This is a genomic window from Streptomyces sp. NPDC007808, assembly GCF_042868655.1.
Classification (GTDB): domain Bacteria; phylum Actinomycetota; class Actinomycetes; order Streptomycetales; family Streptomycetaceae; genus Streptomyces.
Genome location: NZ_JBIAEQ010000011.1, coordinates 91,981 through 106,171, shown reverse-complemented (window position 1 = coordinate 106,171; position 14,191 = coordinate 91,981). Strand labels below are relative to the sequence as shown.

The window sequence follows — 14,191 nt, the reverse complement described above, 5'->3', positions numbered from 1 at the left end:
CCGGTTTAATACATTTTGTCCCATATGGCGGATGCTAGCAGTGGCGGCCGGACCGTCCGGATCAGGGCGCCACGAAGACATAGCGCCGGTAGGCGAAGAAGCGGAACAGGGTGGCGAGGACCCAGCCGGAGAGACGGGCGCTGTTGTCGCTGAGCGCCGAGTCCAGCCCGAGCAGATGTCGTGAGGCGAAGACCGTGCCGGCCGTGATGACGACGCCGACGACGTTCGCGCAGAGGAACAGGGCCAGTTCCTGCCCCACCTTCTCGCGATGACGGTGGCGGTAGGTCCAGTAGCGGTTCCCCACCCAGCCGGCGAATGTCGCGGCAGCCGTGGCGACGAGCGACGCCTGGACGGGGGCGGCCCGCATCACCCCACCCGGCGTGCCGCCGGGGAGACCGAAGACCAGCAGGTTGTAGCCACCGTGGTCGACGACGAAGGCCAGGAGCCCGACCACTCCGAACTTGGCGGCCTCGCGCCAGACGCCCCGGACGGCATCACGCACACGCAGCGTCATGGATCTGAGGACGGGCACACCGCGAGAGTAACGACACGGCGCGCCCTCACCGCCCGGACGCGCTCATATCGCATTATTTCCTCTTGTATCCGGCACCGGTTCGGGTAAGGAGTGGCCGTGGAACCCACCATCGCGTGCGTCGTGCCGTGCCACAACGAGGAGGCGGCTGTCGGCAAGGTGGTCCGCAGCCTGCGGGCGACCCTCCCCGAGGCCGACATCTACGTGTACGACAACGCCTCGACCGACCGCACGGTGGAGGCCGCCCGTGAGGCGGGTGCGATCGTCCGGGAAGAGCCGCGCAAGGGGAAGGGCAACGTCATCCGGCGGGCCTTCGCCGATGTCGACGCCGACGTCCTGCTGATCATCGACGGTGACGACACCTACGACGCGTCCAGGGCCCGTGACATGGTGGACCTGCTCTTCGAGGGGCCGTACGACCAGGTGGTGGGCGCCCGCCGCGAGACGGTCAGTGCCGCGTACCGGACCGGCCACGCCACCGGCAACAGGCTGCTGACGGGCGCGGTGCGCTTCCTGTTCGGCAACGACGTGACCGACATGCTCAGCGGCTACCGGGTCTTCTCGCGACGGTTCGTCAAATCCTTCCCCGCGCTGGCCCGTGAGTTCGAGACCGAGACCGAGATGACCATCCACGCCCTCCACCTGCGCCTGCCCACGGCGGAGCTGGTGGTGGACTACCGCGTCAGGCCCGCCGGAAGCGAGAGCAAACTGCGCACCTGGCGGGACGGCTGGCGCATCCTGCGGGCCATTCTGGATCTCGCCCGGCGCGAGCGGCCCTCGCTCGTCCACACCGTGCTCGCAGGTCTCCTGGCCTTCGTCTCGGTCGTCCTCGGGACCCCCGTCATCGCCGAGTTCGTCCGAACCGGCACCGTGCCGCGCATCCCCACGGCGATCCTCGCGGCCGCGATCATGACGATCGCGACGCTGGTCCTGCTCGTGGGATACATCCTCGAATCACTCATGCACATGCGTCAGGAGCAGTCGAGGCTCGCGCATCTCGCCTACGCGGCACCGGTCCGCGCCCCGCGCCCCACCGGACGGCAGGCGGGCACCGACCCCGTGCCCGCACGGACCACCCCCGGCAGCTCCTGACAGCACACACCGCGTACGCCCGCCGGAGGCGCTCCGGGTCGGACCGGTGATCAGTCGGTGCGGACCGTGAGCGCGGCGAGCTCCCCCAGGACGCGGGCCGCCGGCGCCGGGTCGACCAGCCACTTCAAGTGGCTGCCTTCCAGGGTACGGACGTCGTACGGGTTGTCCGGCGTCAGCGCGTTCCCCTCGCGGATCAGTCGATCCTGCAGGGCGAGCGGCAGACTGGCGTCGCCGGTCAGACGCACGAACGTCTTCGGGATACGGCCCCAGCTCGCGGCCTGCGCCCGGTCGGCGGACGTGCCGACATCCAGGTTCTCGTCGGGCTGGAAGGTGTTCAGGAAGGTCAGGAACTCGTCGTCGGTGCCGTCCGCGAAGAAGGCAGCCTTGAACGCCGCGAGGGCATCGGGGTCCGAGGTGCGGAAGTTGACCCGCAGCAGGCCGAGTTCGGCCGGGTTCCCGACCATCGCCAGACCCAGCGAAGCGGCGTCGACCGAGGCCATCTCCGGCTCGGCGTAGTAGTCGTTGACATCCAGCTCGACCGGGCACCAGGCCGCGACGTAGACGATGTGGTCGATCAGGTCCGGCCGGGCGTTGGCCGCGGCGGTGGCAGTGACACCGCCACGACTGTGCGAGACCAGGATGACGGGCCCGTTCTCCTTGGCCCGCTCCAGGATGCCGGTCAGATGGGCGACGTTGTCGGCGAGCGTGACACCCTTGATCGAGCCGGGTGCGGCCGCGAGCCCTTCGAGATCCTGCGGCGCCTGATAGGCACGCAGGTAAGTCGCCCCGAAACCGTGGCCTGGCAGGTCGACAGCGACTGAACGGTGTCCGAGAAGGCCGAGTTCGGCTTGGAGTGGCGCGAACGAGAAGGAGTTCGCGAACGCTCCGTGAACCAGCACGAACGTCGGCTGCATCTGTCTACTCACCTTCTGGCCTCCGCCCACCAAGGCGGCACGCCCACGAGGCTTCCCCCGCAACTTGACGAACGGATGTCCGACATCAACGAGGGACACTATGCAGCCGAAGATCATCCGCGCAACCGGTACAAGGCGTTCCACCCGGTCGCGCGCGGCGAAGTTCCTTCAGTCGCGCGAGGGCTGGAAACCGTCGGCGCTGACATGAGGCATCACCGTGCTCGTCACGCGATATCGGCCGTTGGGGACGTCGCGGGACCTGGTGACGTGGACGGCCAACGGCCCCGCCCATTCGTAACCCCGGCGCTCTCCGTACTGTGCCAGCCTGTCGGTGAGGACCTGCCCCACCTCGCCCTTGCGGCGGGCCAGTTCGTCGTGGACGTGTTCGGCGAGTTCCACCTCGTACGCGTTCGGTACCACGACCCGGGTCTGGCTGCACACCACGGCGTTGCTGTCACATTCACGCCGCAGCGCGTCCACCAGCTCGATCGGTTCCCTGTGGAAGATCTGCGCCAGAAGCGCCCCCTCGGCGCGCTCAAGGGCCCGCTCCCATCCGGTGAGCGTGCTCATAGCTCTCCCTCACTCCTTCCTCGTCATCACGACCGTGCCTGCTCTTGCGACGGCACGCGCTGCACCCGGAGCCGTCCGGTACGCCGCCGCGCGGGCTCCGCCGGCCGACTCCATCCGCCGGGTGTCCGCCAGGGTGTGCGTCATGGCCCGTCCGGCGTGAAGGTCCGGTGAACCCGCACGGCGCGCCGCGGTCAGGCCATGCTGAACTTCTCGGCGTGCACCTGCCGCGCGGGGACCCGGAGGTCACGTAGGCCACCGAGCACGGCCTTGGTCATGGCGGGCGGACCGCAGACGTACACGTCGCGTTCGATGATGTCGGGCACCAGCCGGTGCAGGCTGCTCGCGGCGAACGGGGCGACGCCGTACTCGCCGGTCGGGCCGGTGAGCAGGTGCAAGCGTCCGCCCCGCAGCGCGACGAGGTCACGCACCTCGTCCAGCAGTACGGCGTCCGCTTCGCTACGGACCCGGTACAGCACGACGACATCGCCGCTCGTCCGTTCCTCCAGCAGGGCCCGCACCGGCGTGATCCCCACCCCGCCGGCGATCAGCAGGGCTTTGGGGCGCGTCCGGTGCAACGAGGTGAACGCCCCGTACGGGCCCTCGACGAAGACGCGACTGCCCACCGCGACGCCGCGCAGGCCGGCGCTGGTGCGGCCCACCGCCTTCGCCGTCAGGCGCAGTCCCTGACCGCCCGGCGCCGCCGAGAGGGAGAAGGGGTTGGCCAGCCACCAGTGGTGGTGCCCGGGGAACCGCCAGATACAGAACTGGCCTGCCCGAGCGGGGAGTTTGTCGAGGTGGCGACCGGTGACGTACACGGAGACCACGTCGTCGGACTCCGGTACCACGGCCGCGACGCGGAAACGGTGATAGGCGTTGCGCCACAGTGGCAGGGCAAGACGCCCGGTCAGCAGCGCGCCGAAGGCGAACAGCCACAGGATCCACCAGTAGGCCGTGGCGGGAGCGGAGGACGTGAAGGTCGTCGTCTCCAGCAACTGGTGGACGAACGACAGGCCCAGAGCGATGTAGAGCAACAGGTGCAGACCGTGCCAGACCTCGTACGGCAGCCGTCGCCGCAGCGCCCGGGTGGAGAGCCCGGCGATCACGACGATCACGGCCGCGGCGAGCATGCCCAGCAGGGAGGCCGGCACACCGCTCAGGGCGACGAACGTCTTCCCCATGGACGTGTCGTCGAGTGTCGCGTAGCCGAGCACCACCGACGTGGCATGAGTGAGGACGGTCCACAGCAGGAGGAAGCCGACCCAGCGATGCCACACCGTGAGCCGGTCCGTCCCGATACGGCGGTCCAGCCACGGCAGCCGGGCCACCAGCAGCAGTTGGAACACCAGCAGCAGGGCCGCGTGCACGCCGAAGAACCTGGCGACCGTGAGCACCTGGTTCTTGCCCGCGTCGGCGCTGAGGAACAGTGCCTCGACCACCACCACGTTGGCGATGACGAAGGCCCACGTCGCCCGGCGCGCCGCAGCCACCGGAAGCACGGTGCCCGTGCGCACCGCCTTGCTCGCCGTCGTCATGGGTTGCCCACCAATCTCCCGCCGATGGCTCTGCGTCGGAGCAGCCTCCCGCCATGCGTGCTCCGGCGGCAACCCGTCCGATGGCGTAGCCGGGAGCACTCACTCGAACACGCGCCCCGCAGCGGGCACGTCGAGTGAGTCGCTGAGCCTGGCTCTCCGCCCGGTCCTGCCGAGGCCACGGGGTGCCGCGGCGGTCCGCCGCGCCGGCGTTCGTGAAGGTCAGCCGGTTCGGCGGGAACGAGTCAGGGCCAGCCCGCCGAGGGCCGTACCGATCAGCCCCGTCACCATGGCCACGTAGGCGCCGCCCAACCCGTTGCCCGTGCCGAGACCTCCGTCGGCGGTGGCCGCGACCAAGCCGCCGAGAGCCATACCGACCAGCCCCGTCACGATGGCCAGCATGCCGCCGAGTGATCCGTTGCCGGTGCCGAGGCGACCGGACGGGCGGGCGAGCGCCAGCCAGGCCACAAGTACGCCGGCGAGCCCTGACAAGGCGCCCGTCACGGCCCCCACTCGCCCGGCACCGAACTCGTAGGCACCGGCCGCGACGGGGTGGGCCGAAGCCTGTGCGGCCGCCGGTGCGGCGAGAACGATGCCGGCGAGCAGGGCGAACGCGGCGGCGAAGAGCAGACGGCGAGCAGACATCGAAGGGCTCCTTCTCTTCCTACGAGTGGGTGTCAGCCGAGCATGTCGGCCGGGCCCACCCCAAGTCGTCCGGCGAACGCGGGCACTTCACGCTGCCGCCGATCGCGCATCGGGCTGCCGCGCACGCCGCACGGGCCCCGAAGGTACTGCGTACGCGGTAGTGGGCCCCTCCCCCACGAGGCTGACTCGCCCGCGACGGCGGCCGGTTAGGGTGCGCGCATGAGTGCAGCGGAAACCGATGGCCGGGCCCGCGTCGCAGACCGGGTCATCGCTGTCGGTGTGGCGGTGGCGCTGCTGGTGACCGGGCTGTCCGGGCAGCGTTCCACCGCGAGTTCGGACCTGCTCGGGTACGCGCTGCTGACGGCCGGCGGGCTGGCGCTGGTCGCGCGCCGCCGGACTCCGGTCGCCGTCCTGGCCGCCACCGGGGTGTGCGCCGTGGGGTACCAGGCGGCCGGATTCGATGTGCCTGCCGTGGCCTACCTGTTCGCCGTGTACGCGGCGATGCGGGCGGGACACCGCATCGTCACGGTGACCGCGAGCGTGGCCATGCTGACGGCTCTGCCCGTCGCGGCCCTGATCTCGGGCCCGCACAGCACGAGCGAGGCGTTCGCTCAGGCCCGAGGCGCCCTCGAAATCGCCTGGCTGGTCGCGGCAGGCGCGGCGGGTGAGGCGCTGCGGCAGGCCGAACGGCGGGCGGACGAGGCCGAACGCACCCGCGAGGAAACCGCGCTACGCCGTGCCGACGAGGAACGGCTGCGCATCGCACGGGAGTTGCACGATTCGCTCACCCACCAGATCTCGGTCATCAAGGTGCAGGCGGAAGCCGCCGTGCATGTGGCCCGCCGACGCGGCGAGGAGGTGCCCCAGGCGCTGCTGGCCATCCAGGAGGCCGGACGGGAAGCGGCCCGCGAACTGCGCGCGACGCTGGAGGCACTGCGCGACGACGACACGACTCCGCCCCGTGGCCTCGACGACGTCCCGGAACTGGTGGAGCGGGCCCGCACCACGGGTCTGGACGCGACACTGACGATCGAGGGGCAGCGGCACCACGTGCCGGCAGCGGTGGCCCGGACCGTCTACCGGATCGTCCAGGAATCCCTCACCAACATCACCCGGCACGCGGACGCGAGCACGGCGTCGGTGCGGATCGACTGTCGTGCGGACGCACTCGCCGTACGCATCGACGACGACGGCACAGCGACGCCGGGCACCACCCCGTCACCGGGCCTCGGCCTGCTCGGCATGCGCGAACGCGTCACCGCCCTCGGTGGCCGACTGCGCGCACAACCGCGCGGCAAGGGCGGCTTCACCGTCCAAGCCGAACTCCCCGTGGACCGGACGCCATGATTCGTGTCCTGCTCGTCGACGACCAGCCGCTCATCCGCAGCGGATTCCGCGCCCTCCTCGACCTGGAGGACGACATCGAGGTGGTGGCCGAGGCCGCCGACGGCAAGGAGGGCCTGGACCTGGCCCGGAAGCACCTGCCCGATGTCGCCCTGATCGACATCCAGATGCCGATCCTCGACGGCATCGAAGCGACCCGTCGCATCGCCGCCGACCCGGCACTGTCCCAGGTGCACGTCGTCATCCTGACCAACTACGGCCTGGACGAGTACGTCTTCGACGCGCTGCGCGCCGGCGCCGCCGGGTTCCTCGTCAAGGACGTCCTGCCGGAGGACTTCCTGCATTCCATCCGTGTGGCCGCGCGCGGCGACTCCCTGCTGGCACCGTCCATCACGCGCAAGCTCATCAACCGGTACGTCACCCAGCCGCTCCCCGCCGACAGCACGAAGGCGCTGGGAGAGCTCACCAGCCGCGAACGCGAGGCCGTCGTCCTCGTCGCCCAGGGTCTGTCCAACGATGACATCGCCGGCCGCATGGTGATCAGCCCGGTGACGGCCAAGACCCACATCAACCGGGCCATGACCAAGTTGCACGTGCGCGACCGGGCCCAACTCGTCGTCCTGGCCTACGAATCCGGCCTGGTCACCCCGCCCGGCTCGTGAGAGCGACCGTCCCCGAGAGCTGTGGCACCGCCCTCCACGCCGCACGGCCCAGGCCGCGGCGCCCGAGCGGGAGCATGGTGCGATCTCCGTGCTCGGGGTGCGGGCGGGTCGTTCAGTGGGTGGTGTCGGGGCGGGCGAGGGTGAGGCCGGCGTCGGCGGCCGCGGCGATGCCGTCGTCGAGGGCGACCACGTCACGGCCGGCCGCGTCGAGGAGGGAGGCGGCGATGGCCGCACGCATCCCGCCGGCGCAGTGCACCCACACCAGCCCGTCCGGGACGTCGCCGAGACGGCCGTACAGCTGGTGGATCGGGATGTGCACCGAGCCGTCGACATAGCCGTCCGCACGCTCGGAGTCCCGGCGCACATCCAGCAGCACCACCCGCTCGCCGCTCTCGCGCGCTTCGGCGAGGTCGGCGAAGCGGGCACGTGGGAAGGAAGCGAGCTGCTCGTCGGAGCGGATCCAGGTCGTGGGGTCGCCGGTGGCCGCGGCGGCCGGGCGGTCGATGCCCACCCGCACCAGTTCCCGCTGGGCGTCGGCGACCTGTTCGGGGGTGTCGGCGAGCAGGGTGACGGGCTTGCCCCAAGGGATCAGCCAGGCGAGGTAGGTGGCGAGCTTGCCCTCGCCCTCGAAGTTGAAGGCCCCGGCCACATGCCCCTGGGCGAACGCGACCCGGTTGCGTACGTCCACCACCCACTCCCCCGCCGCCAGCCGTGCGGCGATCTCCTCGGCGTCCGCGGCCTCGGGTGAGGTGAGGTCGACGGGTGCGGGGCCGTCGGCGTTGACCGGGCCTATGTGGGCGTAGTAGGCGGGCACGTCGTCCAGTCCGGCGAGCATCCGGGCGACGAAGGTGTCGACGTCCTGGGTCAACGCGTCGTTGGTCCGGCGCTCCTCGCCGATCGTGGTCGTGTCCCCCGCGGCCTGGGCGGAGGCGCAGAAGCTGCCGAAGCCGTGGGTGGGCAGCACCTGCACCTCGTCGTCCAACTCGTCGGCCAAGCGGCGGGCGGAGGCGTGCTGGTCGCGGGCCAGCCGCTCGGTCAGCCGCGGCTCGACCAGGTCCGGCCGCCCCACGGTGCCGATCAGCAGCGAGCCGCCGGTGAACACCGCCACCGCCCGCCCGTCCCGCTGAAGCGCGTAGGAGGTGTGGTGCGGGGTATGGCCCGGCGTTGCCATCGCCCGCAGCTCCAAGCCCTCGTCCACGGTGAACGTGTCGCCGTCGGTGACGGGGGTGCGGACGTAGGCGACCGACGCCGCGGCGGGCACCAGGTAGCGGGCCCCGGTCACCCGGGCCAGCTCCAGGCCGCCGGTGACGTAGTCGTTGTGCACGTGGGTCTCGGCAACGAGGGCGATCCGCACTCCCCGTCGGGCCGCGGCGGCGATGACCTGGTCGACGTCGCGCGGCGGATCGACGACGACCACCGCCCTGGCGCCGCCGGCCAGGTAGCTGCGGTTGCCCAGTCCCTCGAACTCCAAGGTGTCGACGAAGAACACGATCACGACTCCTCTTGAACGGTGTACCCGGGGGTCTCAGTGGTCCACCCACGAGAAGTACCCCCGGGGGTATCTTGGCGGGGCAGGCTCCCTCACCTGGCCCCTTCACCTGGCTCCCTCGCCGGGCTTCGTCCCGCGCCACCCGCTGCGACGGGTACCCGGTCCTGCCTTGAGAACCGGCATCGGCGCAACGGCGGCCGCACGTCTGCTCGTACGCTCACGAGTACCCCGGTGCGCAGCCTCGCCGAGACCTGGAGCGAGGCGCACAGGGCCGGCCTGCCCGGCCGGCGGCCGGAGCTCAGCCGGTGAGCACCCGCGGTGCGGGGCCGGCGTACGTCATGTGCGACAAGGCGGTGTGTGGGCCGGCCGTGGCTCCCGGCCCTGGCCCGGGCGGTGCGTCGCAGCGCCTTCCGCCTCATGGGACCGGGCGCACCGGCACGCGTCGCTCACAGGCTCGTCCCATAACCTCATGCGGGAGGACATCGGATGCCATGGATGTCCACGGTGAGGAGGGGACAGTGCTCGGAAGAAGCACACGGCTGCTCGCGGCCGTCTTGACCGCGGTCTTCGTGATGCTGGTCGGCCCCAGTGCGCCGAGCGGTGCCCTCGCCGCCAGGTCACAGCCCGTCGAATCCGCCAGGGATGTCGTCGCGAACCGGGTCATGACCTGGAACATCTGCAATCCCTGCGACACGAGCAACGTCGACCGCGCAGCGCAGATCGCCGCGTACGCGCCCCAGGTCATCGGTCTGCAAGAAGCGTGCGTGCGTGACGTGGAGAGGATCCGGGACTATCTGGAGCACCTCCACGGGCTGGTCTACCACGTCGAGTACGGGACGGTTCTGCAGAGTTGGAGCCGCTGCGGAGGAGCGCCGTGGAGCCCGGGGGGGTTCGGCCAGGCACTCCTCTCGGCGGCACCGATGACGGATCTCGTGAACGTGGAATACCCCGACGGCGGCTCCGAGGACCGCGGTTACATGGCGGTCACCACGACCGTGGGCGGCGAGAGCGTGCGGGTCTTCAACACACACCTCGCGCAACGCCGTCAGGAGGCGGTCCGAGCGGACCAGACCGGCGTCCTGGCCGCGGACGTCGCCGGGCACGAACGCGCGATCGTCCTCGGCGACTTCAACGCCGTTCCGGACGCACCCGAACTCAGCAGGATGTGGGCACTGGCCGCGGACACGGACGGCCGGTGTCATCCCCTGCCCACCGGCACCTGCAAGGCGACGACCGACTGGCAGAGCAAGTTCGACTACATCTTCCTGCGCGGCATCGTCCCACTCAGGCACCAGGTGCGCCCGACCCCGTACTCGGATCACCATCTGCTGCACACCGACCTGGACCTCACCTGAGGGACGTCCTCGGACGGTTTTCCCGGCGGTCCGGGACCCAGGGCCTCTGCGTCAGCGTGCCTCAGCCTTCCCTCTCAGCGGTCTTCCGCGGATCGTCGGCCAGAATGCCGTCGGCGAGCCTGCGTACCTGCGCCTCCGCGGACTCGCCGCGGGTGACGAACAACTCGTACCGGTAGGCGACTGCGGGCCTGCCCGGTCCTTCGGTCTGACGGAACTCGACATCGACTCCCTCGGGGCTCGTCAGCGCCTCGGGGAGTCCGGGTTCCGCGCGTCGCGGCGAGACACTCGTGAGGACACAGCCCCAACGTTCGAACCATCGGCTGTCCGCGAGCGTCCGCTCAAGGAGCCGGGCGACGGTGTCCACCGGTTCCTCCCAACTGCGGTCCGCCGCGGCCCGCGCGAGTTCCGCGTCGTACTGGGCCGCGTCGAAGCGCACAACGGCCGGCACGGCAGCGGTGTCGCTGGTGTTCTCCCAGGCGTCCCAGACCACCCGGTCGCCCTCGCGGCGCATCGTGACGTACAGGGCACCGCAACAACCGGCCGTGCACGTCGGCTCGGTGATCATGACCCTGCGGGGTCTCTCCGAGACGGCCAGCGGCCAACTCTCGGCCGGCCCCGTCCAGTCCCGGCAACTGGACGCCGTGCCTTCCGGGTGGACCTCCCTCAGGACGTCGACGCCGTCGATCAGAGGCCGCACTTCGGCCCAGGGGCCCGCCGCCCAGTCTTCCGGAATCCTGTGCCGCAAGGTCAAAGTGCTGATCGCCGGCGCATCGGTCATACCCACATCATCGGTTGAGCCCTCGCGGCCGCCCACCCAATTTTCGTCAGGGGATCATGGGGCAGGCGTCCGGATGAGCGGCCAACTCACCTCAAGGCGGCGTACGGGCTTCACCTCTCGGGCTTCCATCCCCAGACGGTCAGCATCCCCGCTGACAGCGCGGCGCACTCGCCGGACTCCAGGTACCGGACCGCCGCGTCGACGGCCGCGTCGTCGACCAGGCCGGTGGCGAGCATCGCCGACCTGCTCCGCTCCCAGGTGTCCGCCCAGAAGCGGCTGATGGGACTGCCCGGCAGCAGCGGCGGCACATGGATCTCGGCGGCGACGGACACGAGTTGCGTCCCGCGCAGCAGCTGCGGGTAGGTGGGCACCCAGGAGACATCGGTACCGATGGTGGCCCGCAGCCCCTGCCACATCGCCCGCATCGCCACCGTGTACGGCGTGCTGGGCGCCCGTTCGCTCGTCAGGTCGATCGCGTCGCTGAGGACCAGCACTCCGCCGGGCGCCACGTGTTCGGCCAGGGCCCTGATCAGACGTTCACGCTCGGGCAGGTGCATCAGTACGAAACGCGCGTGGACGAGGTGGAATCGTCCGGGATCGAAGTCGGGGGCCGTGATGTCGGCCTCCCGCACGTCGAGGCCGGGTGCGGGCCGCTCGGAGAGGAAACGTGCGTCGCGGTCCACGGCGAGCACGCTCGCCACCCGGGCCTCGTCCAGCAGCCTGCGGGAGACCGTGCCCGTGCCTGCGCCCACGTCGAGACAGCGCCATCCGGGGCCGGCCCCGAGCGCCCGCAACCGCGCCATGGTGACGTCGTCGTAGGCGAGGGCCCCGAAGTCGATGCGCTCGCCCTCCCCTGCCTGTTCAGGCCGGAAGACGGCCTCGCCGTAACGGCCGCCGTCCGACGCGCCCCCGCCCGACGCGGCCGTCACGCCGCCGCCCGCTCAGCTTTGAAGGTGCCGTCGAGATGGTCGAACAGGTTCATGGCCGGACCTCTTCACGGGGTGGGGCGGTGCCTGGGCGGCCGGTCGCGGACCGCCCTCGCACCGATCCTCCTGCGGCGGGCGCTGTCACCGCCGAGGCGCGCCGGGTCCGAGCCCATCGGCCCAACGGAGCGACGTCGGCCGGCCGCACGCCGCCGAGGGTGGGGCCGGTGCGCCGGGGCCGAAAAGGGCCCGAGGCGGGCCGACGCCCGCCGCCCGCGCACCTGGGGCGGGCCCGGCACCGTTCGGCCGGGCCCTCGCCAGGTCAGCTCTCCTTCTGGCCGTTTCGGAGCACCTGGTCGGTCATGTCGGCGACCTTGTCGCCCGGCGGGGCTTCGGCGTCGACCTCCGTCCCGAAGTCGGAGAACTCCATCATCGTGCTGACCTTGACCTGTTGGCGCGAGGCGCCGGTGTCCGGCTGGGCGGACGCCGGGGCCTCGACCGTCATGTCGACCTGCTGGCGGCGGATGCGGCCGTCGTCGTCCAGCCAGATCTCCATCGGCATCGTGGGGCCGAGTTGCTCGCGCAGTCGGGTGCCGCCGGGCAGTTGCGCGACGTCGACCGAGACCTTGTACCGGGTGGTTTCGACTCCGTCGATCGTCTCGGTGCCCACCTTGGAGACGTCGTCGTCACTGATCGCCTTGGAATAGGCGGCGCTCTGGGCCGGGTCCCCGATCTGGTCGGGGTTCACGCCCTGCCGTTCGGTGACCTGCTGAAGATCGATCTTGATCCAGGGCTTGCCGCCGGCCGCCTTCCGGCCAGGGGCCTTCTGGTAGAGGACCTGGTCGACCACGCGCTGCTCGACGGTCCTGCCCTCGGCCTTGACCGTCATGGTGCTGTCGCCGTCGTCGAGGTCGATGGCCCCCTCGCCGTCGGAGGTGACCGCTTCGCCGTTCGCCGCGGCCCGCACCTTGACCGTCATCCTCGCGGTCTCCGCCTCCGCGGTCCTGTCGTAGGCGCTGCGCACCGCCGTCGTGCTCTCGTTCCGGGCGTCTCCGCTCGCGCTCACCGAAGCGGCGGGCCGGTCGGCCTCGGGTTCACCGTCGTCCCCGCAGGCCGTGAGTACGACGCTCCCCATCAGGAGGGCCGTACCGATCGCGCCTGCCTTCACCATCCCCCTCGTGCTCCGCATGGATTCCCTCTCTCCTCACGATGACCGCCTGGGTCTGACGTGTCGTCGGTTGCGGCGCGAGTGCCCCGGCTGGAGGGAATACGTCCACAGGTAAGGAGACTTGACCTGTTTTCGAGGTTCTTGGTCGACCCTTAGGACATTTCCCCATGTTCATGGTGGTGAGGTGCGGGAAGTCGGACAGTGGGGATTCCTGCCGGAGAAGAACCGGAATGTGAGCATCCGGGAATCGCAATCGATGCAGGGAGGGCGGGGGCTCGACGGCGGACGAGCCGCGTGTGTGGCGGCCGAGCCGGGGCATCCGGACTGCCGGGAGGTCTACATGGACACGAGTGCGTTGGCAGGGACGGGGCGACTGCGGGCCCGACGGGCGGCCCGGGGTTCGGCCACCGAGACGGCGGCACGGGCGGGTCTGGCGGCTCGGGGCGTGATCTATCTGCTCGTCGGTGCGCTGGCGCTGCAGATCGCGTTCGGTGACGGCGACAAGCAGGCGGACCGCGGGGGCGCCTTGGCGGAGCTGTCACAGAAACCGTTCGGTGCGGTGCTGCTGTGGGCGCTGGGCATCGGGCTGGTCGGCATGGCCCTGTGGCGGCTGTCCGAAGCGCTTTTCGGTTCCGTCGGACGGGACGGCCGCAGCGCCCGGAAGCGCCTGCTGGCCGCCGTCCGTTTCGCGTTCTACGTCTTCGTCGCCTACTCCGTGCTCACGTTCGCGGTGAGCCGGAACCAGAGCGGCGGGTCAAGCGACCAGCAGTCCCGGGACGCCACCGCCAGGGCACTGGAGATACCAGCCGGTCAGTGGCTGGTCGGAGCGGCGGGGATCGGCGTCGTAGCGGCCGGCTGCTGGATCGGGGTACGGGCGGTCCTGCGCAAGTACCACGACAAGCTCAGGCTCGGGCAGATGAGTCACCGGACACGTCAGCTGGTGGACATCACCGGCGTGGCCGGCGGCGCCGCCCGCGGGATGGTGTTCGCCGTGGCCGGTGTCTTCGCGGTCCGCGCGGCGATCGACTACGAGCCCGACCAGGCCAAGGGGCTGGACGACACGCTGCGTACCTTCGCCGACACTCCGCTCGGCCCCTGGCTGCTGGTCTGCGTTGCGGCCGGTCTGGTGCTGTTCGGAGTGTTCTCCTTCGCCATGGCTCGCTGGCGAAGGGTCTGAGTGGCGTCTCACG

Annotated in this window: 14 protein-coding genes; 5 read left to right on the top strand and 9 right to left on the bottom strand. The window is 70.8% G+C overall.

Translation table 11 applies throughout. From position 1 onward, the window contains the following. Positions 1 to 61 precede the first annotated feature (61 nt). Entirely contained in the window at positions 62 to 532 is a 471-nt protein-coding gene (locus ACFYNL_RS35360; protein WP_388811104.1) for a GtrA family protein, read from the bottom strand. 93 nt (positions 533 to 625) lie between these two features. Here ACFYNL_RS35360 and ACFYNL_RS35355 point away from each other — a divergent pair, with 93 nt between their 5' ends. Continuing rightward, positions 626 to 1,624: a glycosyltransferase family 2 protein gene (locus ACFYNL_RS35355; RefSeq protein WP_388811102.1), complete on the top strand. Its 999-nt coding sequence runs from the start codon at positions 626 to 628 to the stop codon at positions 1,622 to 1,624. 50 nt (positions 1,625 to 1,674) lie between these two features. On the opposite strand, the gene ACFYNL_RS35350 is transcribed toward ACFYNL_RS35355, so the two are convergent. The 4 genes from ACFYNL_RS35350 to ACFYNL_RS35335 form a co-directional block, all read right to left on the bottom strand. After that, positions 1,675 to 2,538, bottom strand: coding sequence for an alpha/beta fold hydrolase (locus ACFYNL_RS35350; protein ID WP_388811687.1), 864 nt, complete (start codon positions 2,536 to 2,538; stop codon positions 1,675 to 1,677). A gap of 168 nt (positions 2,539 to 2,706) precedes the next feature. Next, positions 2,707 to 3,108: a DUF3662 domain-containing protein gene (locus tag ACFYNL_RS35345; RefSeq protein WP_388811100.1), complete on the bottom strand. Its 402-nt coding sequence runs from the start codon at positions 3,106 to 3,108 to the stop codon at positions 2,707 to 2,709. Positions 3,109 to 3,299: 191 nt separating this feature from the next. After that, complete coding sequence (locus ACFYNL_RS35340) at positions 3,300 to 4,640, bottom strand: ferric reductase-like transmembrane domain-containing protein (RefSeq protein WP_388811097.1); 1,341 nt, start codon at positions 4,638 to 4,640, stop codon at positions 3,300 to 3,302. A gap of 219 nt (positions 4,641 to 4,859) precedes the next feature. Further along, positions 4,860 to 5,282: a DUF6223 family protein gene (locus ACFYNL_RS35335; RefSeq protein ID WP_388811094.1), complete on the bottom strand. Its 423-nt coding sequence runs from the start codon at positions 5,280 to 5,282 to the stop codon at positions 4,860 to 4,862. Positions 5,283 to 5,501: 219 nt separating this feature from the next. Here ACFYNL_RS35335 and ACFYNL_RS35330 point away from each other — a divergent pair, with 219 nt between their 5' ends. Together ACFYNL_RS35330 and ACFYNL_RS35325 are read left to right on the top strand one after the other, a co-directional pair. Then, positions 5,502 to 6,629, top strand: a complete 1,128-nt coding sequence (locus ACFYNL_RS35330) for a histidine kinase (protein ID WP_388811091.1) — start codon at positions 5,502 to 5,504, stop codon at positions 6,627 to 6,629. Next, positions 6,626 to 7,288, top strand: coding sequence for a response regulator (locus ACFYNL_RS35325; RefSeq protein WP_388811089.1), 663 nt, complete (start codon positions 6,626 to 6,628; stop codon positions 7,286 to 7,288). Before ACFYNL_RS35330 ends, ACFYNL_RS35325 begins: the two co-directional genes overlap by 4 nt. A 112-nt stretch (positions 7,289 to 7,400) precedes the next feature. Here the strand turns inward: ACFYNL_RS35325 and ACFYNL_RS35320 are convergent, their stop codons facing one another. After that, positions 7,401 to 8,777 carry a rhodanese-like domain-containing protein gene (locus ACFYNL_RS35320; RefSeq protein ID WP_388811684.1) on the bottom strand — a complete coding sequence of 459 codons (1,377 nt, stop codon included), beginning with the start codon at positions 8,775 to 8,777 and terminating at the stop codon, positions 7,401 to 7,403. Between the two features lie 491 nt (positions 8,778 to 9,268). On the opposite strand from ACFYNL_RS35320, the gene ACFYNL_RS35315 reads away from it, so the two are divergent. Beyond that, positions 9,269 to 10,132 carry an endonuclease/exonuclease/phosphatase family protein gene (locus ACFYNL_RS35315; protein ID WP_388811086.1) on the top strand — a complete coding sequence of 288 codons (864 nt, stop codon included), beginning with the start codon at positions 9,269 to 9,271 and terminating at the stop codon, positions 10,130 to 10,132. A 61-nt stretch (positions 10,133 to 10,193) separates the two neighbouring features. On the opposite strand, the gene ACFYNL_RS35310 is transcribed toward ACFYNL_RS35315, so the two are convergent. The 3 genes from ACFYNL_RS35310 to ACFYNL_RS35300 all read right to left on the bottom strand — a co-directional run bounded on the left by ACFYNL_RS35310 (position 10,194) and on the right by ACFYNL_RS35300 (position 13,022). Next, on the bottom strand, positions 10,194 to 10,910 hold the full coding sequence (locus ACFYNL_RS35310; protein ID WP_388811083.1) for a hypothetical protein: 717 nt from the start codon (positions 10,908 to 10,910) through the stop codon (positions 10,194 to 10,196). Between the two features lie 110 nt (positions 10,911 to 11,020). Beyond that, positions 11,021 to 11,839, bottom strand: coding sequence for a class I SAM-dependent methyltransferase (locus ACFYNL_RS35305; RefSeq protein WP_388811080.1), 819 nt, complete (start codon positions 11,837 to 11,839; stop codon positions 11,021 to 11,023). A 316-nt stretch (positions 11,840 to 12,155) separates the two neighbouring features. Beyond that, on the bottom strand, positions 12,156 to 13,022 hold the full coding sequence (locus ACFYNL_RS35300; protein WP_388811078.1) for a hypothetical protein: 867 nt from the start codon (positions 13,020 to 13,022) through the stop codon (positions 12,156 to 12,158). Between the two features lie 319 nt (positions 13,023 to 13,341). On the opposite strand from ACFYNL_RS35300, the gene ACFYNL_RS35295 reads away from it, so the two are divergent. Then, positions 13,342 to 14,178 carry a DUF1206 domain-containing protein gene (locus tag ACFYNL_RS35295; RefSeq protein WP_388811075.1) on the top strand — a complete coding sequence of 279 codons (837 nt, stop codon included), beginning with the start codon at positions 13,342 to 13,344 and terminating at the stop codon, positions 14,176 to 14,178. Positions 14,179 to 14,191 lie beyond the last annotated feature (13 nt).